Source organism: Azospirillum humicireducens (genome assembly GCF_001639105.2).
In the GTDB taxonomy this organism is placed as follows: domain Bacteria; phylum Pseudomonadota; class Alphaproteobacteria; order Azospirillales; family Azospirillaceae; genus Azospirillum; species Azospirillum humicireducens.
The window spans coordinates 1,143,636-1,163,012 of record NZ_CP015285.1 but is presented as its reverse complement, the minus strand read 5'-3'; the positions used below and the strand labels follow the sequence as shown (position 1 = coordinate 1,163,012).

At 67.6% G+C, this 19,377-nt stretch carries 19 protein-coding genes and 1 riboswitch; of the genes, 15 read left to right on the top strand and 4 right to left on the bottom strand.

From position 1 onward, the window contains the following. Positions 1–42: 42 nt before the first annotated feature. The 12 genes from A6A40_RS05245 (at position 43) to A6A40_RS05190 (ending at position 13,188) form a co-directional block, all read left to right on the top strand. A complete protein-coding gene (locus A6A40_RS05245) occupies positions 43–870 on the top strand; it encodes a cytochrome C assembly family protein (RefSeq protein ID WP_063634460.1) in 828 nt (275 codons plus the stop codon). Positions 871–1,065: 195 nt separating this feature from the next. Continuing rightward, complete coding sequence (gene dusB, locus A6A40_RS05240; RefSeq protein ID WP_063634458.1) at positions 1,066–2,052, top strand: tRNA dihydrouridine synthase DusB; 987 nt, start codon at positions 1,066–1,068, stop codon at positions 2,050–2,052. A gap of 14 nt (positions 2,053–2,066) precedes the next feature. After that, complete coding sequence (locus A6A40_RS05235) at positions 2,067–3,266, top strand: two-component system sensor histidine kinase NtrB (protein ID WP_063636130.1); 1,200 nt, start codon at positions 2,067–2,069, stop codon at positions 3,264–3,266. Next, entirely contained in the window at positions 3,266–4,711 is a 1,446-nt protein-coding gene (gene ntrC / locus A6A40_RS05230; RefSeq protein ID WP_063634456.1) for a nitrogen regulation protein NR(I), read from the top strand. The genes A6A40_RS05235 and ntrC overlap by 1 nt, the downstream gene beginning before the upstream one ends. 205 nt (positions 4,712–4,916) lie before the next feature. After that, positions 4,917–7,235, top strand: a complete 2,319-nt coding sequence (locus A6A40_RS05225; protein WP_063634453.1) for a sensor histidine kinase NtrY-like — start codon at positions 4,917–4,919, stop codon at positions 7,233–7,235. After that, entirely contained in the window at positions 7,225–8,625 is a 1,401-nt protein-coding gene (gene ntrX / locus A6A40_RS05220) for a nitrogen assimilation response regulator NtrX (RefSeq protein WP_063634450.1), read from the top strand. The genes A6A40_RS05225 and ntrX overlap by 11 nt, the downstream gene beginning before the upstream one ends. A gap of 165 nt (positions 8,626–8,790) precedes the next feature. Further along, positions 8,791–9,519, top strand: a complete 729-nt coding sequence (locus A6A40_RS05215; protein ID WP_063634449.1) for an HAD family hydrolase — start codon at positions 8,791–8,793, stop codon at positions 9,517–9,519. 63 nt (positions 9,520–9,582) lie between these two features. Next, positions 9,583–9,831, top strand: coding sequence for an RNA chaperone Hfq (gene hfq / locus A6A40_RS05210; protein WP_012974114.1), 249 nt, complete (start codon positions 9,583–9,585; stop codon positions 9,829–9,831). A gap of 52 nt (positions 9,832–9,883) precedes the next feature. After that, on the top strand, positions 9,884–11,152 hold the full coding sequence (hflX, locus tag A6A40_RS05205) for a GTPase HflX (RefSeq protein WP_082860857.1): 1,269 nt from the start codon (positions 9,884–9,886) through the stop codon (positions 11,150–11,152). A 196-nt stretch (positions 11,153–11,348) separates the two neighbouring features. Beyond that, the gene (locus tag A6A40_RS05200) at positions 11,349–11,654 is read left to right on the top strand and encodes a hypothetical protein (RefSeq protein ID WP_063634447.1); all 306 of its coding nucleotides are present in this window, start codon (positions 11,349–11,351) and stop codon (positions 11,652–11,654) included. Positions 11,655–11,738: 84 nt separating this feature from the next. Then, positions 11,739–12,338 carry a hypothetical protein gene (locus A6A40_RS05195; RefSeq protein ID WP_063634446.1) on the top strand — a complete coding sequence of 200 codons (600 nt, stop codon included), beginning with the start codon at positions 11,739–11,741 and terminating at the stop codon, positions 12,336–12,338. A 37-nt stretch (positions 12,339–12,375) separates the two neighbouring features. Beyond that, positions 12,376–13,188 (top strand): inositol monophosphatase family protein, encoded by an 813-nt coding sequence (locus tag A6A40_RS05190; protein WP_063634445.1) that lies wholly within the window; start codon positions 12,376–12,378, stop codon positions 13,186–13,188. A 37-nt stretch (positions 13,189–13,225) separates the two neighbouring features. Here the strand turns inward: A6A40_RS05190 and A6A40_RS05185 are convergent, their stop codons facing one another. From A6A40_RS05185 to A6A40_RS05170, 4 genes are all read right to left on the bottom strand, one after another. Beyond that, positions 13,226–14,053 carry a universal stress protein gene (locus A6A40_RS05185; RefSeq protein WP_063634444.1) on the bottom strand — a complete coding sequence of 276 codons (828 nt, stop codon included), beginning with the start codon at positions 14,051–14,053 and terminating at the stop codon, positions 13,226–13,228. 107 nt (positions 14,054–14,160) lie between these two features. Next, the gene (locus tag A6A40_RS05180; protein ID WP_063634443.1) at positions 14,161–15,102 is read right to left on the bottom strand and encodes an ABC transporter substrate-binding protein; all 942 of its coding nucleotides are present in this window, start codon (positions 15,100–15,102) and stop codon (positions 14,161–14,163) included. Positions 15,103–15,122: 20 nt separating this feature from the next. Continuing rightward, complete coding sequence (locus tag A6A40_RS05175; RefSeq protein WP_063634442.1) at positions 15,123–15,890, bottom strand: ABC transporter permease; 768 nt, start codon at positions 15,888–15,890, stop codon at positions 15,123–15,125. Further along, positions 15,887–16,618, bottom strand: coding sequence for an ABC transporter ATP-binding protein (locus tag A6A40_RS05170; RefSeq protein WP_063634441.1), 732 nt, complete (start codon positions 16,616–16,618; stop codon positions 15,887–15,889). The genes A6A40_RS05175 and A6A40_RS05170 overlap by 4 nt, the downstream gene beginning before the upstream one ends. Before the next feature lie 71 nt (positions 16,619–16,689). After that, positions 16,690–16,796, bottom strand: a riboswitch (TPP riboswitch). A gap of 24 nt (positions 16,797–16,820) precedes the next feature. Between A6A40_RS05170 and A6A40_RS05165 the strand changes: the two genes are divergently transcribed. The 3 genes from A6A40_RS05165 to A6A40_RS05155 all read left to right on the top strand — a co-directional run bounded on the left by A6A40_RS05165 (position 16,821) and on the right by A6A40_RS05155 (position 19,368). Beyond that, positions 16,821–18,050 (top strand): acetoin utilization protein AcuC, encoded by a 1,230-nt coding sequence (locus tag A6A40_RS05165; RefSeq protein ID WP_418208606.1) that lies wholly within the window; start codon positions 16,821–16,823, stop codon positions 18,048–18,050. A gap of 149 nt (positions 18,051–18,199) precedes the next feature. Further along, positions 18,200–18,814, top strand: a complete 615-nt coding sequence (locus A6A40_RS05160) for a hypothetical protein (RefSeq protein WP_063634440.1) — start codon at positions 18,200–18,202, stop codon at positions 18,812–18,814. Then, positions 18,811–19,368 carry a hypothetical protein gene (locus A6A40_RS05155; RefSeq protein WP_063634439.1) on the top strand — a complete coding sequence of 186 codons (558 nt, stop codon included), beginning with the start codon at positions 18,811–18,813 and terminating at the stop codon, positions 19,366–19,368. The genes A6A40_RS05160 and A6A40_RS05155 overlap by 4 nt, the downstream gene beginning before the upstream one ends. Positions 19,369–19,377: the final 9 nt, after the last annotated feature.

The following is a 19,377-nucleotide window of genomic DNA, read 5'->3' as shown; positions in this document are numbered from 1 at the left end:
GTCGGCATGTCGGGGCGGAAAGACGGGAGTGCGTTCGGGTCCATGTCGCAGAACATCCTCTTGAGCCTGACGGCGCTGGTGACCCTGGTGCCGGCTGCCTTCTATCCCTACCGCCGCATCGCGGGACAGGGGGTGGAGGGACGCGGCTGGTCCTTTTGGGGCGCCCTGCTGCTGGCGGCCGCCGGGCCCGGCATGTGGGCGATCCTGCAGGTCGCGGGGCAGTGGCAGACCGGCTTTTCCACCGCGTTGTGGGTGACCACCGCCGCCTGCATGGCGCTGTTCATCGGGCTCAGCCTGTTCCATGGCACGGCCTGGAGGCTGGCGCCGCTGCTGCTGCCCTATCTGCTGGTCGTCTGCCTGTTCGCCACCCTGACCGAGGACGCGCCGGCTCCGATCATGCGCGGCAATGCCCCCGGCGTGTGGATCGACCTGCACATCGCGGTGTCGGTGTTCACCTATGCCCTGCTGACGCTCAGCGCCGTGGCGTCGCTGGCTGCGGTGCTGCAGACGCGGGCCTTGAAGACCAAGCGGCCGACCCCGCTCAGCCGCTTCCTGCCGCCGGTGGCGGAGAGCGAGCGGCTTCAGCTGCGCCTGCTGATCGCGTCCGAGGTGGTGCTGGGCGCCGGTCTCGCCACCGGCATGGCAGTGCTGTATTTCGAGCAGGGACGCCTGTTCCGCACCGACCACAAGAGCCTACTGTCACTCGCGACCTTCGTGGTGATCGGCATCCTGCTGCTGGCGGAGTACCGCACCGGCGTGCGCGGACGGACGGCGGCGCGGACGATGCTGATCGTCTATCTGCTGGCGACGCTCGCCTATCCGGGCGTCAAGTTCGTGTCCAACGTGCTGATCGGGCAATGGACCTGGTAGGCAGGATATAGCCACGCCGGACGGCCTTGCGGACCGGGCGGTAACGGGCGCCGAGTGGGCGGGCTCCGTGGGCGGTTGTCGTGGGAGGCGCGGTCCCGGCGATGGGCTTCGCCCTTGCGCGGCGTCGTGCCCGCGTGATAACTTGCTTAAAATGTTGGCACTTTGTTGTTTTGCCCATCAATCGGGCAGGTGAGAATGACCATACAAATCGGACCCATCACGCTCGCCGGACCGGTGATCCTGGCGCCCATGTCAGGCGTGTCCGACCTGCCGTTCCGCCGTCTGGTGAAGCGCGCGGGCTGCGGTCTCGTCGTGTCGGAGATGATCGCCAGCCAGGCGATGATCCGCGAGAACCGCCAGACCCTGCGGATGGTGGAGACCGAACCCGAGGAATTCCCGATGGCCGTCCAACTCGCCGGCTGCGAGCCCGAGGTGATGGCCGAAGCCGCGAAGCTGAACGAGGATCGCGGCGCCGCGGTGGTCGACATCAATTTCGGCTGCCCGGTGAAGAAGGTGGTCAACGGTCATGCCGGCTCCTCGCTGATGCGGGACGAGGCACTGGCCGGCCGCATCCTGGAGGCGGTGGTGAAGGCCGTCGGCATCCCGGTGACGCTGAAGATGCGGCTGGGCTGGGACGAAACCAGCCGCAACGCCCCGGCCCTGGCCCGCATCGCCGAACAGTGCGGGATCAGGATGGTGACGGTCCATGGCCGCACGCGCATGCAGTTCTACACCGGCACCGCCGATTGGACCGCCGTCCGCCCGGTGAAGGAGGCCGTGTCGATCCCCGTCGTGGTCAACGGCGACATCTCCAGCATCGAGGCGGTGGACCGGGCCTTGGCCGAAAGCGGTGCCGACGGCGTGATGATCGGCCGGGGCAGCTACGGCCGCCCCTGGTTCCCGTCCCAGGTCATGCACCACCTGCGCACCGGCCAGAGGCTGCCCGATCCGCCGCTGCTCGATCAGATGAACACCCTGCTGGAGCATTTCGACAGCATGCTGAGCCATTACGGCAAGGACGGCGGCATCAAGGTCGCCCGCAAGCATGTGTCCTGGTATTCCACCGGCCTGCGCGACTCCAACGAGTTCCGGCAGGAGGTCAACCGGCTGGGCGACCCCGAGGCGGTGCGTGAGCGCATCCGTGCCTTCTATGAACCGGCAATCGAAAGGATGGCCGCCTGATGGATCCCGTACCGATGACCGTCCCAATCCAGCGTGGCCGCAACCGGTCGGGTTCGTCGCGGGCGCCGCGGCTGGAGTCCCTGGTGGTGCTGAACAGCCTGCCCGATCCGGTGCTGGTGGTCGATGGCAACGGGGAGATCCGCTTCGTCAACCTGGAGGGGCAGGAGTTCTTCGACCTGTCCGCCAACGCCATGGAAGGCATGCCGCTGCCCGACCTGTTGCCGCCCGACAGTCCGGTGATGGGCCTGATCGAGCAGGTCCGCCGCGGCAGCCGCCGGGTGTCGCAGGATGGTGTCGTCATCGACACGCCCCGCATCGGCCCGCACCATGTGACGGTGCAGGTGGCGACCATGGGCGATCCGCCCGACCATGTGGTGCTGACCATCCATGAGCGGTCGCTGGCCCGCAAGATCGACCATTCCCTGACCCACCGCCATGCCGCGCGGTCCGTCACCGCCATGGCGGCGATGCTGGCGCATGAGGTGAAGAACCCGCTGTCGGGCATCCGGGGCGCGGCCCAGTTGCTGGAGGAGAACGCCAGCGACCAGGACCGGGTGCTGACCCGCCTGATCTGTGACGAGGCCGACCGCATCGTGGCGCTGGTCAACCGGATGGAGGTGTTTTCCGACGAACGCCCGCTGGAACGCGCCGCGGTGAACATCCACACCGTGCTGGAACATGTGCGCAAGGTGGCGCAGAGCGGGTTTGCCCGAAAAATACGCTTTGTCGAGCGTTACGACCCGTCACTGCCTCCGGTTTATGGCAATCGCGACCAACTTGTGCAGGTTTTCCTGAATCTGATCAAAAATGCGGCAGAGGCTGCACCGGAATCGGGCGGCGAGATCACGCTGACCACCGCCTACCAGCATGGTGTGCGCATGGCCCTGCCCGGCGGCGACATGCGCCGGCATCTGCCGCTGCTGGTGACTGTTCAGGATAATGGCGACGGCATTCCGGAAGACCTGCAGTCGAACCTGTTCGATCCCTTCGTGACCAGCAAGGTGAACGGGACTGGCCTTGGTCTTGCATTGGTGGCGAAACTCATAGGCGATCACGGCGGAACCATCGAGTTCGACAGCCAACCTCGCCGGACAGTCTTCAAGGTGTCGCTGCCGATGTACGATGAATCGAAATACGAAGACTCGAAACTTTCCGGGAATTCGAAGATTTCTGACGCTGGTCCGCAATCCAAGGGCGGCCGGGGGAGTCGTTGATGGGCGCGGCGACCATTCTGATCGCGGATGACGACCGCGCCATCCGCACCGTCCTGACCCAAGCCCTCGCCCGCCTGGGCCACGAGGTGCGGACCACCGGCAACGCCGCAACCCTGTGGCGCTGGGTCGCGGACGGGCAGGGGGATCTGGTCATCACCGACGTGGTGATGCCCGACGAAAACGGTCTGGACCTGATCCCGCGCATCAAGAAGCTGCGGCCGGAACTGCGCGTCGTCGTCATGAGCGCGCAGAACACGCTGATCACCGCGGTGAAGGCGGCGGAACGGGGCGCCTTCGAATATCTGCCCAAGCCCTTCGACCTGAAGGAGCTGGTTTCGGTCGTCGAGCGCGCGTTGAACGCCAACAACGCGCCCGCCCCCATGCCCGGCGGCGACCAGGAGAGCGAGGAGCAGCTTCCCCTGATCGGCCGTTCGCCGGCGATGCAGGAAATCTATCGGGTGCTGGCGCGCCTGATGGGCACCGACCTGACGGTGATGATCACCGGCGAGTCCGGCACCGGCAAGGAGCTGGTGGCCCGCGCTCTGCACGATTACGGCAAGCGGCGCAACGGCGCCTTCGTCGCCATCAACATGGCGGCCATACCGCGCGAGCTGATCGAGTCCGAACTGTTCGGGCATGAGAAGGGGGCCTTCACCGGCGCCACCAACCGGTCGACCGGCCGGTTCGAACAGGCGCAGGGCGGCACCCTGTTCCTGGACGAGATCGGCGACATGCCGCTCGATGCCCAGACCCGCCTGCTGCGCGTGCTGCAGGAGGGCGAATACACCACCGTCGGCGGGCGCACCGCGATCAAGACCGACGTGCGCATCATCGCCGCCACCCACCGCGACCTGCGCACGCTCATCCGCCAGGGCCTGTTCCGCGAGGATCTGTTCTATCGCCTGTGCGTGGTGCCGATCCGCCTGCCGCCTCTGCGCGAGCGCACCGAAGACATCCCGCTGCTGGTCCGCCATTTCCTGAACATCGGCATCAGCCAGGGCCTGCCGGCCAAGAGCATCGATCAGGCGGCGATGGACCGGCTGAAGCGCTACCGCTGGCCGGGCAATGTCCGCGAGCTGGAAAATCTCGTCCGCCGGCTGGCCGCGCTCTATTCGCAGGAGGTCATCGGCCTGGATGTGGTGGAGGCCGAGCTGGCCGATGCCACACCGGCCGCCCAGCCGGTCGAGGAACCGCAGAGCGAAGGGCTGTCGTCGGCCGTCGAACGCCATCTGAAGGACTATTTCGCCGCCCACAAGGACGGCATGCCGTCCAATGGTCTCTATGACCGCGTGTTGCGCGAGATCGAACGGCCGCTGATCTCGCTGAGCCTGTCGGCGACCCGCGGGAACCAGATCAAGGCTGCCCAATTGCTGGGGCTGAACCGCAACACCCTGCGCAAGAAGATCCGCGATCTGGACATTCAGGTGATGCGCGGGATCAAGTAGCGGGCCCGCCACGCTGCCGCAACCGCTCCGTGCCAAAATTGTGACACAGGTCCGGCACGGGCGGCTGCGCCTCTTCCGGCTCCGATTGCTCCCTTCAGTGCATATCGGCCGGCATACCGATGCCCTGTCCGAAAGACAGAGCCATTGCATCTTGGCAGGGCCGCAACAGAGGTGTATCTTTCCGGCAACAGATTAGCGCCGGACCATGCCCCTGACCACCAACAATCCTGCGGCCGGACAGATGCCGGTCTGGCAGAAATTCCTCCATTGGTCCCGGCGGGTCGGCCTGGGCAAGCGGATGGCCCTTGCGCTGTCGCTGGCGGCGCTGGCTGCCGGGTTTGCCACCTATGCGGCGATGACCGAAAGCGCGCCCTTCGGGCAGGCCAATCCGCGAACGGTCACGCTTCTGCTGACGCTCGACCTCGCGATTCTGCTGACGCTGGGCGTGCTGATCGCCCGGCGCATCGTGGCGATCCTGATCGGACGGCGGCGCGGGCTCGCCGGCTCGCGGCTGCACACCCGTCTGGTCCTGGTGTTCAGCGTTCTGGCGGTGGCGCCCGCCATCATCATGACGGTCTTCTCGACCCTGTTCTTCTATGCCGGGGTGCAGAGCTGGTTCAGCGACCGCGTCCGTACGGCGGTGAACGAATCCCTGGTGGTCGCCAGCGCCTATCTGCACGAGCACCAGCAGAACATCCGCGCCGATGCCCTGGCCATGGCCAACGACCTGTCGCAGGAGGCGCGCTTCTCCAGCGACCCGCAGCGGTTCGAACAGGTGGTGGCCACCCAAGCGATGCTGCGGGCCCTGTCCGAGGCCATCGTCTTCAACGGCACCACCGGCGCCATCGTCGCCCGTGTCGGCTACACCTTCACGCTGGAGTTCGAGCCGATCCCGGAAGAGAAGCTGCAGCAGGCCCGCAATGGCGAGGTCGCGCTGATCGTCAAGGAATCCGACGATCGTGTCCGCGCACTGGTCAGCCTGGACCGGATGTCGGACACCTTCCTCTATGTCGGCCGCATGGTGGAGCCGCGGGTCCTGCAGCATATGGCGGCGGCCGAGGGGGCGGTGAAGGAATACAGCGCGCTGGAAAACCAGCGCGGCAGCCTGCAGATCACCTTCACCCTGATCTTCCTGGTCGTGGCCATGCTGCTGCTGCTGGCGGCGGTGTGGGCGGGGCTGAATTTCGCCACCCGTCTGGTCCGTCCGATCAGCGCGCTGATCGGCGCCGCCGAACGGGTGCGCGCCGGCGACCTGACCGTGCGCGTGGCGGAACCGCCGGGAGAGGACGAATTCGTCCTGCTGTCCCGCGCCTTCAACCGGATGACGACCGAGATCGAGGGGCAGCGGCGGGAACTGCTGTCGACCAACCGCCTGCTGGACGAACGCCGCCGCTTCACCGAGACGGTGCTGTCGGGCGTGTCGGCCGGTGTTCTGGGCCTGGATGCCGACGGCGTCATCAACCTGCCGAACCTGTCCGCCGCGCGCCTGCTGGGCGAGGACGATCCGGAACGGCTGGTCGGCCTGCCGCTGGTCGAGTTGCTGCCGGACATGGGCGACCTGCTGGAAAACGCGCCGAAGAAGCCCGGACGCGTCGTGCAGGACCAGATCCATGTGCGCCGGCCGGGCAAACCGATGCTGACCCTGCTGGTCCGCATCGCCGCCGAAGTGCGTGACGGCACCGTGCGCGGCTATGTCGTCACCTTCGACGACATCACCGAACTGGTGTCGGCACAGCGCAAGGCGGCCTGGGCCGATGTGGCGCGCCGTATCGCGCACGAGATCAAGAATCCGCTGACGCCGATCCAGCTGTCGGCCGAACGGCTGCGCCGCAAGTATCTGAAGGAGATCTCCAGCGACACGGAGGTCTTCACCATGTGCACCGACACCATCGTCCGGCAGGTGGACGACATCCGCCGTATGGTGGACGAGTTCTCCGCCTTCGCGCGCATGCCTCAGCCGGTGATGAAGCCGGTCAACATCAACGATCTGGTCCGACAGGCGGTGTTCCTGCAATCCAGCGCGCACACCGGCAGGATCCGGTTCGAGACGCGGTTGCCGGCGGGACCGCTGACGGTGGCCTGCGACAGCCGCCAGATCTCGCAGGCGCTGACCAACCTGCTGCAGAACGCCGCCGACGCCATCGAAGGGCGCGGCCAACCAGCCGACGGGTCGGAACTGCCGCCCGGCGAGGTGTCCATCGCGGTGGAGGATGACGGCGAAAAGGTCGTCGTGACCATCGAGGACAACGGCAAGGGCCTGCCCGGCGGCGAACAGCGCGACCGGCTGACCGAACCCTACGTGACGACGCGGGCCAAGGGCACCGGGCTGGGGCTGGCGATCGTCAAGAAGATCATGGAGGACCATGGCGGCGTGCTGACCCTGGAGGACCGCGAAGGCGGGACCGGGGCACGCGTGACCCTGGTCGTTCCACACCCGGTTACGGCCGCGAACGACGCGGGTGGCCGTGACGACAGGCCGGCGGAGACCGGCGGAGAGTTGAGGCACGAAGCCCATGGCGCATGACATTCTGATCGTCGACGACGAAGCTGATATCCGGATGCTGATCGCCGGCATCCTGAACGACGAAGGCATCAAGACCCGCGAGGCCGCCGACGCCGATCAGGCCTTCGCCCAGGTGGCGTCGCGCCGGCCGAGCCTCGTCGTGCTCGACATCTGGCTGCAGGGCAGCAGGCTGGACGGCCTGCAGATCCTGGAACAGCTGATGCGCGACCATGCCAACCTGCCGGTGATCATGATCTCCGGCCACGGCAACATCGAAACCGCGGTGCAGGCGATCAAGATCGGCGCCTACGACTTCATCGAGAAGCCGTTCAAGGCCGATCGCCTGCTGCTGATGGTGGAGCGCGCCATCGAGGCGGCGCGGCTGAGACGCGAAAATCAGGAGCTGAAGCTGCGTGCCGGCGGCGACGTCGAGCTGATCGGCCGCTCCTCCGCGGTCAATCAGGTGCGCCAGTCGATCGACAAGGTGGCGCCCACCGGCAGCCGCGTGCTGATCTCCGGCCCGGCCGGCGCCGGCAAGGAGGTGGTCGCGCGCCTGATCCACGCCCGGTCGCGCCGCGCCGGCGGTCCCTTCGTCGGGCTGAACTGCGCCACCATGCGGCCGGAACGGCTGGAGATGGAGCTGTTCGGGACCGAGGCCGGCGTCGACGGCCCCAGCCGCAAGATCGGCACCTTCGAGCAGGCCCATGGCGGCACGCTGCTGCTGGACGAGGTCGCCGACATGCCGCTGGAAACCCAGGGCAAGATCGTCCGCGCCCTGCAGGAGCAGGTGTTCGAACGGGTCGGCGGCGGTCAGCGGGTCGAGGTCGACGTGCGCGTCATCGCCACCTCCAACCGCGACCTGCAGGCGGAGATCGAGCAGGGCCGTTTCCGCCAGGATCTGTTCTACCGCCTGTCGGTGGTGCCGATCCGCGTGCCGTCGCTGGCCGAGCGGCGGGAGGACATTCCGGTTCTCGCCCGCCATTTCATGCAGCGCTCCGCCGAGGCGTCCGGCCTGCCGGTCCGCGAATTCGGCGAGGACGCCATGGCGGCGCTCCAGGCCTATGACTGGCCGGGCAACGTGCGCCAGCTGCGCAATGTGGTGGACTGGCTGCTGATCATGGCGCAGGGCGACCCGAAGGAGCCGATCCGCGCCGACACCCTTCCGCCGGAGATCGGCGCGATCACGCCCACCGTTCTGAAATGGGACAAGGGCGGCGAGATCATGGGCCTGCCGCTGCGCGAAGCCCGCGAGGTGTTCGAGCGCGAATATCTGCTGGCCCAGGTCACCCGCTTCGGCGGCAACATCTCCCGCACCGCGTCCTTCGTCGGCATGGAGCGTTCCGCCCTTCACCGCAAGCTGAAGTCGCTGGGCGTCCATGGCAGCGAGAAGGGGAAGATGTTCATCGAGTGACGGAAAGGAAGGTCTACCCCCACCCTAACCCTCCCCCGCTGGGCGGGGGAGGGGACTGTCGCCACCCTGCCAAACATGCACCAATCTCCCTCCCCTGCTCAGCGGGGGAGGGTTAGGGTGGGGGCAAGTGGCAGCCATGGTTAACACATAGTGAGAGCGCTCCCCTTGTCCGCCCCCATCACCCTGCCGCGCGCCGTCATCTATGACTGGGACAACACCCTGGTCAGCAATTGGGATACGGTGCGCGAGGCGCTGAACCATGCGCTGGTGTCCTTCGGCCTCGCCCCCTGGAGTGCGGAGGAGGCGCGCGAACGGATCAAGGCATCGCTGCGCGACAGCTTCCCCCGCATCTTCGGCGAGCGCTGGACCGAGGCGCGCGACCTCTTCTACGGCTATTTCGCCGCCCATCATCTGGACGGGCTGAAGCCGCTGCCCGGTGCGGAGAGGCTGCTGGCCCATTTCCACGAGCGCGGGGTCTATCAGGCCGTCGTCTCCAATAAGAACGGCGGGTTCCTGCGGGCGGAGGCCGAGGCGCTGGGCTGGACCCGCTATTTCGGCAGGCTGGTCGGCGCCCAGGATGCGGAATTCGACAAGCCGCACCACGCCCCGGTGCGGATGGCGCTGGAGCCGGCGGGGATCGAACCGGGGCCCGACGTCTGGTTTCTCGGCGATGCCGACATCGACATGGAATGCGCCCATGGCGCCGGTCTCGTTCCGGTGCTAATAGGGCTTGGCGAGGGGAGCGGCTTCGACCGTTTTCCTCCCGCCCATCGCCACACCGACTGTACGGCGCTGCACGGCGTCCTGTATGGCTTGGTGGAAGGCAATGGTGATACCATATCCCTCCAAACGGCTGTCGAGACGGTACCTGCGCGCACCAAACCTACACCGTGAAACGGGGAGCGGACCGCCTTTAGCCAAGGGGTCCCAAGAACATTGAAGAAGGGGGCATGAAAAATGTCTGAAAAAAGCCAGAACGTGCAGGATGTGTTTCTAAATCACGTCCGCAAGAACAAGACTCCCGTAACCGTCTTTCTCGTGAATGGCGTGAAACTCCAGGGTATCATCACTTGGTTCGACAACTTCTCGGTACTTCTGCGGCGCGACGCGCACTCCCAGCTCGTTTACAAGCACGCAATCTCGACCGTTATGCCGGCCCATCCCATTCAACTTTTCGAGCCGCCCAAGGAAGGTGAAAGCGTCTGATCCCTTGACCAATGGTAACGGCGCGGCCCCGGAAGGCGCCGCGCGGGCCATCGTGGTCCACCCCGTCCTCCGCAATGAGGCGGATGGGGATATGCGCCCTCCCGAATCACGGCTTGAGGAGGCGGTTGGTCTTGCCCAGGCGATTCAGCTGGATGTCATCCATGCCGAATGCGCCAAGGTGAACCGGCCGCAGCCATCGACGCTGCTCGGCTCAGGCACGGTGGAGCAGCTGGCGCAGGTGGTGGAGGAGACAGAGGCGACGCTGGTCATCCTCGACCATGCCCTGTCGCCGGTCCAGCAGCGCAACCTGGAACGGTCGCTGAAGGCAAAGGTCATCGACCGGACCGGCCTGATCCTGGAAATCTTCGGCGCCCGCGCCCGGACCAGGGAAGGTATGCTGCAGGTCGAACTGGCATCCCTGACCTATCAGAAGTCCCGGCTCGTCCGCTCCTGGACCCACCTGGAACGGCAGCGCGGCGGCTTCGGCTTCCTCGGCGGTCCCGGCGAATCCCAGCTCGAACTCGACCGCCGCCTGATCGGCGACCGGATCATTAAGATCAAGAAGGAACTGGAGGAGGTGCGGCGCACCCGCGGCCTGCACCGCAAGGCGCGCGCCAAGGTGCCGTACCCGGTGGTGGCCTTGGTCGGCTACACCAACGCCGGCAAATCGACGCTGTTCAACCGGCTGGCGAATGCCGACGTCTTCGCCCAGAATCTGCTGTTCGCCACGCTCGACCCCACCATGCGGCAGGTGACGCTGCCGTCGGGCCGCAAGGTGATCCTGTCGGACACGGTCGGCTTCATCTCCGACCTGCCGCACGGTCTCGTCGCCGCCTTCCGCGCCACGCTGGAGGAGGTGGATGCCGCCGACATCATCCTGCATGTCCGCGACATCGCCCACATCGACAGTGACGCCCAGAAGGCCGACGTCCATGAAGTGCTGTCCGACATGGGCATCGATCCGGAAACGGACGACCGGGTGATCGAGGTGCTGAACAAGATCGACGCGCTGGACGACGAAAGCCGCGCGGCGATCCTGGCCCAGACCGGCCGCAACCCGCGCGCGGTTGCGGTGTCCGCCCTGTCCGGCGAGGGGATCGACGATCTCGACCGCCTGCTGGACCAGCGGATGAACGTCAACCGCCAGGTGGTCGACCTGTCGGTGGAGTTGGGCGACGGTGCGGCTCTGGCCTGGCTCTATGCCAAGGGCGAGGTGCTGGAACGCCGCGACGATGAGGAGCGGGCGCATCTGCACGTCTCCCTCGATCCGGCCGACCTTGCTCGATTCGAAAAGCGGTTCCAACCGCAATCCCAGGCCTGATCCGACAGTGGGGCCGATGCAGCCGAAGCAACCATAGGAAGGTTCAGACTGCATTGGCCAAACGGAAAGGGTGCAGCGGCGGGCTATGACCTGTAGCACCCCACTCCGGTCTTAAGACGAATGCGGCGTGGTCATTTCCCCGTTGGGGTCCGATTATGGGAACGGAGCAACGCGCTCCCCACGAGGAGGACTGCCAATGCGGTTGCAAACCGACCCGTCGTGTTTTTCGATCACGGCTTTCCTCGCTGATCAGGTCGCGCTGGTGGCCCGCGAAGAGAAATTGCCGCCGGGTGCGGCGCTGCTGCGGTTGCAGGATCTGTCGCGCACACCGGAAGGGCGTGCCAAGCTGATCCGCCTGATCGATGCCGCCGCGCAGCGGGAGCAGAATGCCGACGAAGCCGCCAAGATCGCCGCGATCTGCCGCGAACTTTCGGCCTGGGGCTATGGCGAAGGGCGGCGGTCCGCCGGATTCTCCGAAGGAAACCACCGCGCTGCCGCATGACGGTCATATGACACACGCTTGATGGATGACGACGCCGATGATGGCGGGCCATAATGGGCCGTTCGCCATCGCCGCGGTTCCGTCGTGCTCCGTTCCTCCCCCCGCTTCGTCCCGACCGGTGCCGGTCGCCTGCTGGCGGCCTTGCCGCTGCTTCTGGCGCTTGCCCAGCCATCCGCGGCGCAGCCGTTGCGGCCTGGAACGCACCTTCCTCCCGGCTATGTCGAAGAACCGGACGTCCCGCCCGAAGACCCTCTCCCCCCCCTGCCGCAGCCCCTTCCGGTGGCACCTGACGAGCCGCTGGTCATCGCACCGGACGCCGTCGAGCTGCTGAAGGAGTGCAAGCAGCCGGCTTTCACCGACTGTTTCCGGCTTTGGCAGCCGCCTCCACCGCCGCCGGAGCCCGAGAAGGAAACGGCCGGCCCGCCACCTCCGCCGCCCCCTCCGCCGCGGATCGACCCCAATGCGCCCCGGCAACCGGCGCAGGGCGGTCCGGTGCCGCCTCCGCCGGCCGATCAGGCCAAGGAGGCGGCAGCGGCGGCGGCTGACCGCGCCACGCTCGACGCGCTGTCGAAGGCGCTGAAGGACAGCGGCTTGGACGGGAAGGTCCTGCTGACAAACCCCGGCGACGGCGATCCGACATTGAAACTGGACAGTCAACCGGGCAGGCCGGCGGCGAAGCCGTGACCTCCCATCCCCTCGAATTCAGTGAGAGCGCCCAACCATGACGGGTTTCCCGCTTCCCGACATCGACCTCGTGTCCGACCTGATCCGCTCCGTCGCCCGGACGGAGATCATGCCCTATTTCCAAAAGCTGGACGCCTCAGGCATCCGGCAGAAGACCGGACCGACCGACCTCGTCACACTGGCGGACGAGGCGGCGGAACGCGCGCTGACCCCGGCGCTGACGGCCCTGCTGCCGGGCAGCCGCGTGATCGGCGAGGAAGCGGCGTCCGAGGACGAGCGCGTGCTCGACCGCATCCATGGCGACGATCCGGTCTGGATCGTCGATCCGGTGGACGGCACCATCAACTTCGCCCAGGGCCGGCCGATGTTCGCGGTGATCGTCGCGCTCGCCTGCAAGGGCGAGACGGTCGCCGGCTGGATTCATGATCCGGTCGATGGGCGGATGGCGACGGCGGTGAAGGGGCAGGGGGCATGGCTCGACGGGCGTCAGGTCCATGTCGCCCCCGCCGTGCCGCTGCCCCGGATGGTCGGCGCTCTGTCGACCCGCTTCTGCGCCGAAGCGATGAGCCGCCAGTTGGAGGAGCGCAGCGCCGGCCTCGGCGAGCGTGCCTGCCTGTCGAGCGCCGCGCAGGAGTATCTGCGGCTGCTGGAGGGGCGGGCCCATTACTCGCTCTATCACCGGCTGATGCCGTGGGACCACGCCGCCGGTGTGCTGCTGCATGCGGAGGCCGGCGGGTACTCGGCGCTGATCGACGGCACGCCCTATCGGCCGGGCCTGCTGCAGGGCAGCATCCTGCTCGCGCCAGACAGGGACAGCTGGCAGGCGCTGCACGGACAGCTGTTCGGGTGAGTGCCGGGCGGGGGAGTGTTCCCCCACCCCGACCCAATCAGTGGGTCATCAAGGCCGGTATGGAAAGCCCCTCCAGCACCGTGCGGGTGGCGCCGCCCAGGACCAGCTCGCGCAGGCGGGAGTGGCCATAGGATCCCATCACCAGCAGGTCGGCGCCCTGGTCGGAACAGCAGGACAGGATCATGTCGCCGACCTCGCCGCCGGATGCGATCACCGACTGCGGGCGGGCGGCGATGCCGTGGCGGTGCAGCCACTCGGTCAAGGCCGCGGCTTCGTCGCTGCGCTGGCCGGGCGGCTCCACGGTCAGGACGGTGACGCTCTCCGCCGCCTCCAGGAAGGGCATGGCGGCGCGGACGGCGCGGGCGGATTCGCGGCTGTTCTTCCAGGCGACCAGCACATGCCGGCCGATGGCGGCGGTCGCCGGCTGGCTGGGCGGCAGAACCAGCACCGGGGTGGCGGTCTCCAGGGGCAGGCGGTCGGGGATGTTGTGCAGGGAGACGCGTTCCCCCGCCCGGACGGCCGCCGATTGCGCCACCACGACCAGATCGGCATAGGAAGCCCGCTCGGCCAGCAGGTCGACGTGGTCGCCTTCCTCGATCGTCCAGTCGTAGGGCAGGCCGTTCAGCGCCTGCCTCACCTCCTGCTCGATCCGCTCGGCGTTCTCGTGGGCGATGGCGGTGGCTTCCGCCATGAAGCCGTAGGAGGCGGCGCGGCCGGTGGCGCCAGCCGGCATCGACACCGGCGTGGCGATGTAGAGCGCATGGATATGGGCGGAGAAGCGCTTGGCCAGAGCCGCGGCAACGGCCATCCGGCCGGCGTGGGCATCGTCGTTGGCCATGTGCAGCAGGATGGTCTTGATCGGCATGCCCTTGCGTCTCCCGATTCATGCCACCGCCGATCATTGGGCGGCGGAGCGGTTTCCCTCTAGGTAACGCGCCGCCGCCCCGGATGGCAACGCAATCGGATGGCCGGTTACTTCACCACCACCGCATAGTGATCGAGCGGCGCCACCTCCTTGATCAGGCCGCGCGCCTTCAGGAATTCGGCAAAGCGGGTGTAGCGGTCGGCATCCAGGGCGGCCGGGCTGTGGGCGAAACGCCGCAGCGTGTCCGCCCAGGCGCGGCGGTTCAGCTCGTCGTTCAGCTCCGGCCGGCCCTTGACGAAGGCGGCCTGCGACTCCTCCGGATGGTTCAGGATGTAGAGCGTCGCGCGTTCCACCGCCGCCAGGAAGCGCTTGACGCGCGGGTCGCTGGCCTTGGCCTTGTGGGCGACCAGGATCAGTTCGTCATAGGGCGGCACGCCTTCCTCTTCGGGGTAGAAGGCGCGGCCGGGATGCTTTTCGATGTCCAGCTGGTTCAGTTCGAAGTTCCGGAAGGCGCCGACCACCGCATCGACCTGCCCCGACAGCAGAGACGGCGACAGCGAGAAATTGACGTTGACCAACTCCACGTCCTTCAGGCTCAGCCCCTGCTTCTCCAGCATCGCGCCCAGCAGCGCATCCTCGAATCCGGCGATGGAAAAGCCGATCTTGCGGCCCTTCAGATCCTTCAACGTCTTTACCGGACCGTCGCGCAGGACGACGACGGAGTTCAGCGGGGTGGAGACCAACGTCCCGACACGGACCAGCGGCAGCCCTTCGGCCACCTGCAGGATCAGCTGCGGCTGGTACGACACGGCGAGATCGGCGCCGCCGGCGGCGACCAGCTTCGGCGGGTCGTTGGGATCGGCCGGGGCGGTCAGAGTCACCTCCAGCCCGGCGTCCTTGAAGAATCCCTTCTCCTGCGCCACCACCAGCGGGGCGTGGTCCGGGTTGACGAACCAGTCCAGCATCACGGACAGCTTGTCCTGGGCCATCGCGGGAAGCGCGGTCATCAGGCTGGCCGCCATCAGGCCGACGGTAAACAGGTGCTTCATCGGGTTTCTCTCCCCCCTTATCAAGGATTGGCGTCTTCGGCCGGTTGCGTATCGGGTTGCCAGGGCAGGGCGCGGCGGGCCAGCGCGTCGACGGCGGCATAGAGCGTCACCGCGAACACCCCCAGCACCAGCACGGCGGCGAACAGAAGGTCGATCTGCATGCGGGCGTTGGCGTGCAGCATCAGGTAGCCGAGACCGGAGGACGACCCCACCCACTCGCCGATCACCGCACCGATGGGCGCCACCGCCGCGGCCACCCGTACGCCGGACCAGAAGGCGGGCAGGGCGGCGGGCAGACGGATGCTCCACAGGATCGCGGCGGGCGAGGCGCCCATGGTGCGGGCAAGGTCGAGCCAACCGGGATCGGTGCGGCGCAGCCCGTCGAACAGCGCGGTCGTCACCGGGAAATAGATGACCAGCACCGCCATGGCGATCTTTGACGCCATGCCGTAGCCCAGCCAAAGCACCAGCAAGGGAGCCAGCGCGAAGACCGGGATCGCCTGGCTGACCAGCAGAAGCGGCATCAGCCAGCGCCGCGCCGTGCGGTATCGGGCCAGCAGCAGGGCGCTGACTCCGCCCAGGGCCACGCCGGCCACCAGCCCGATCAGAATCTCGGTCAGGGTGGTCAGCCCATGGCTCCACAGCAGGGGAGCCTGCCGACGCATGGCGTCCGCCACGGCCAGCGGACCGGGCAGCAGATAGCGAGGCAGGCCGGTGGCCCAGACCAGCGCCTGCCAGCCGGCGACCAGCACCGCGAGGGTGACGGCGGCGCGCAGCAGCGCCCTCATTCCGCCAACCTCCGCAGCAGCTCAGCCTGCAGCGCCAGCAATCCGGGATCGTCGACCCGGCGCGGCACCGGGCCGGACGGCTCCAGCGCCGGACCCATGATGGCGGGACGGCCGGTCATCACATGCAGGCAATCGCCGATGCGCAGAGCCTCCAGCGGATCGTGGGTGACCATCAGGACGGTGCGGCCGGCCAGCGTCTCCGCCGCCGTTTCCTGCAGCCTCAGACGGGTGAGGGCGTCGAGCGCGGAGAAGGGCTCGTCCATCAGAACCAGCGGTTTGTCCTCCATCAGCGTGCGGGCGAGCGCGACCCGCTGCCGCTGACCGCCGGAAAGCGCGGCCGGGCGGTCGCGCTCCCGCCCAGACAGACCGACGCGGCCAAGCAGCGCGCGGGCGCGTTCCACCCGCGCGGCGTCGGGACGGCGGTGGCGCAGCCGGTCGCCAAGCAGCACGTTGTCGAGAACGGTCAGCCAGGGCAGCAGCAGGTCCTGCTGAGCCATGTAGGCGATGCGGCCGGCGAGCGGCAGCCCGTCGCCGGTGGTGATGGTGGTCGGCGGCTCCGGCTCCGCCAGCCCGGCGAGGATGCGCAGCAGCGTGGTCTTGCCGACGCCGCTCGGCCCCAGCAGACAGGTGGTCCGCCCCGCCGGCAGCTTCAGCGTCAGGTCGGAGAACAGCAGCGTGCCGCCATAGGTCAGCCGAGCACGCGCCACGGTCACCGAAAGCGGCGTCATCGCCCGGCCCTGGCCAAGCCTGGTTGCGAGCCTGGGAGCGGGCAGGGCGGTAGAACGGAGACGGTGCGCTTGCGGTCTGGCATCACTGATCCCTACGCCGGCATGAACCGGATCAGGTTCCAGGGGTCGTCCCGCAACGGGACCTCTCAGCCGCCCATCGGCTCCCCCCAGTGAAGGCCGCGACTATAGGCGCGGACGTTCCGTGACCGCAAGCATTGCCGGAAGCCCTTCCAAGGCGTGGAAGCGCGGGCGGCGCTTGACCGGTGCGCGGCAGCGCCTAGTTTCTGACGGGACCGATGGAGATCCTCCCCTGACCACGCCTCTCCGAACCCCGCTGTTCATCGGCGGCGAGATCTATCGCGGCTCGACCTATGGCCCGAAGCATCCGCTGGCGATCCCGCGCGTATCGACCGTCATCGACCTCAGCCGCGCCATGGGGTGGCTGCCCGACGAGGTCTATCTCGATACCCATGTGGCGAGCGAACGCGAACTGTCGCGCTTCCATTCCCCCGATTACATCGCCGCCCTGAAACGGGCGGAGGCGGAGCAGCGGGTGGACGAGGCCACGGCGGCCCGGCACAATCTGGGCAAGCTGGAGAACCCGGTCTTCGCCGAGATGTACCGGCGGCCGGCGCACAGCAGCGGCTCTGCCCTGCAGGCGGCACGGATCCTGGGCGACCGGCCGGCCGGGCTGGTCTATGCACCGGCCGCCGGCACCCACCATGCGCGCCGCGACCGCGCCAGCGGCTTCTGCTATTTCAACGCGCCGGTTCTCGGCATCCTGGAACTGCTCGACCATGGGCTGGAGCGGGTTCTCTATGTCGATCTCGACGCCCACCATGGCGACGGGGTGGAGGAGGCGTTCGCCGACGACGACCGGGTGCTGACGGTTTCCATCCACGAGGACGGGCGCTGGCCCTATTCCGGCAAGGCGGAGGACCGGGCCGGCGGCATGGCCCGCAACCTGCCGGTCCCGCCGGGCTTCAACGACAGCGAGATGGAGCATGTGATGGCGGCGGCAGTGCTGCCGCTGGCCCGCGCCTTCCGTCCGCAGGCGATGGTGATCCAGACCGGCGCCGATGCGCTGGCCGAAGATCCCCTGAGCCGGTTGGAGCTGTCCAACCGGTCGCTGTGGGATGCGGTTGCCGCCTTGCTGCCCCTGGCGCCGCGGGTGCTGGTGGTGGGTGGCGGCGGCTACAATCCCTGGTCGGTCGGACGCTGCTGGACCGGCATATGGGCAGTGATGAGTGGCAGGGATCCCGCCGCCGTACCGCCGACTGCGGAGGCGGAGCGGGTGCTGCGCTCGCTCACCTGGAACCGTGCCGCCGGCCGCAACCCGCCGGAACACTGGTTCACCACGCTGGCGGACGCTCCCCGGCCGGGACCCGTGCGCGATGCGGTGAAGCGGGTGGCGGAGATGGCCGCATCCTGACACATTTCTGACGAATTTTGAACGATGCCGCGACGATTCGTTGACGGGGTTGGATTGCTCGTTGATCCTCGAAAGTCCGCAGCGATGCCGATCGCGCCGGTTCCGGCTCGTAGGGATGTGCGGATTCCGGGAGGAGAACGGGCGGGCGGATGTCGAACACGACGCTGTTCCTGATCGCCATCGTCATCATCATGCTGGCCGCCGTTCCGGTCGCCATGATGCTGAAGGATTTCCTTCCGAACATCCTGGAGAAGAGCAGCGGTCTGGAGCAGATCGAGAACCGCGTCTATGTGCTGCATGCCGAGGCGCACGAGCTTCAGAACCGCGTCAATCATCTGGTCCAGCGCCGCAACAGCCAGTCATCCGAACGTGCAAGGCTGGAAAGCGACATCCGCAAAGCGGAAAAGCTGATAAGGGACTTGGCGGAACAGCCCCCGCTGTTCGTGCATGAGGTCGGCGATCCCCAGGCCGGCCTGATGAAGTTCGTTGCGACCGTCACGCAGGAGAAGGCGTCGGCCGCCGCAAGGGCCGCCGGCGACCGCGGCCCGGTCAACCAGATCTGGCGCTGCGCCAACGTGGCGGAGGTGTGGGCCTCCAGCTTCGACGAGGCAAAGCAGATGGTCGACGTCGCCTTTCCCTTCAAGCTGGGCTTCCAGAAGTCGTTCATGCGCGGCGACGCGCGGACCGGTGGCGCGAAGGGCGCCGCGAAGGGCGGCGTGCCCCAGCCCCCGGCGACGGCGCGGTCCAAGGCTTCCGCCACATGATGATCAACTTCATCATCGTTCTTGGCATCGTCGCCGTCGGCGCCTGGCTGGGCAACGTCCTGCTGTCGGTCGAACAGCGGGTGTCGCAGGCCCGCCAGCGCGTCCGCGGCGTCCGCGGCACGCTGGACAAGCTGGACGCGACCATCCACCGCCTGCACCGGGAGGAGGAGAGCCTCCATGGCGAGATCGAGGAGCTGGTCCGCGACATGGTGGAATTGCGCAAGAAGCAGGTCGAGGTGCAGCAGCGCCTGACCGAGGCGCAGAGCCGCCGCCGTCCGCAAATCCTGATCCTGACCGACCGCCGCAATCCCGGCGACAAGGAATGGCTGGTCACCGTGGTGAATCAGCAGATTGGCGAGATCGACGCCGCCCATCCGATGGCTGTCGAATGGGCCCGCGGCCGCGATTATCTGGTTTGGGCGGAGTCGGAGCGCGAGGCCGCCGAGCGCGCCACCCGCCGCTTCAGCGCCCGCCCCGGCTATCAGGTGAAGTCGGTGGCAGCGGTGAAGGAAGACCTCTACAGCGCGAGCGCCGCCCGCAACGCGGCGGCCTGATCCCGGCAA

Excerpts from the sequence above, each read along its gene's own strand:
- A6A40_RS05245 (WP_063634460.1), top strand. The coding sequence starts at position 43 with ATGTCGCAGAACATCCTCTTGAGCCTGACGGCGCTGGTGACCCTGGTG.
- dusB (WP_063634458.1), top strand. The coding sequence starts at position 1,066 with ATGACCATACAAATCGGACCCATCACGCTCGCCGGACCGGTGATCCTG.
- A6A40_RS05235 (WP_063636130.1), top strand. The coding sequence starts at position 2,067 with ATGACCGTCCCAATCCAGCGTGGCCGCAACCGGTCGGGTTCGTCGCGG.
- ntrC (WP_063634456.1), top strand. The coding sequence starts at position 3,266 with ATGGGCGCGGCGACCATTCTGATCGCGGATGACGACCGCGCCATCCGC.
- A6A40_RS05225 (WP_063634453.1), top strand. The coding sequence starts at position 4,917 with ATGCCCCTGACCACCAACAATCCTGCGGCCGGACAGATGCCGGTCTGG.
- ntrX (WP_063634450.1), top strand. The coding sequence starts at position 7,225 with ATGGCGCATGACATTCTGATCGTCGACGACGAAGCTGATATCCGGATG.
- hfq (WP_012974114.1), top strand. The coding sequence starts at position 9,583 with ATGTCTGAAAAAAGCCAGAACGTGCAGGATGTGTTTCTAAATCACGTC.
- A6A40_RS05200 (WP_063634447.1), top strand. The coding sequence starts at position 11,349 with ATGCGGTTGCAAACCGACCCGTCGTGTTTTTCGATCACGGCTTTCCTC.
- A6A40_RS05190 (WP_063634445.1), top strand. The coding sequence starts at position 12,376 with ATGACGGGTTTCCCGCTTCCCGACATCGACCTCGTGTCCGACCTGATC.
- A6A40_RS05185 (WP_063634444.1), bottom strand. The coding sequence starts at position 14,053 with ATGCCGATCAAGACCATCCTGCTGCACATGGCCAACGACGATGCCCAC.
- A6A40_RS05180 (WP_063634443.1), bottom strand. The coding sequence starts at position 15,102 with ATGAAGCACCTGTTTACCGTCGGCCTGATGGCGGCCAGCCTGATGACC.
- A6A40_RS05175 (WP_063634442.1), bottom strand. The coding sequence starts at position 15,890 with ATGAGGGCGCTGCTGCGCGCCGCCGTCACCCTCGCGGTGCTGGTCGCC.
- A6A40_RS05170 (WP_063634441.1), bottom strand. The coding sequence starts at position 16,618 with ATGACGCCGCTTTCGGTGACCGTGGCGCGTGCTCGGCTGACCTATGGC.
- A6A40_RS05160 (WP_063634440.1), top strand. The coding sequence starts at position 18,200 with ATGTCGAACACGACGCTGTTCCTGATCGCCATCGTCATCATCATGCTG.
- A6A40_RS05155 (WP_063634439.1), top strand. The coding sequence starts at position 18,811 with ATGATGATCAACTTCATCATCGTTCTTGGCATCGTCGCCGTCGGCGCC.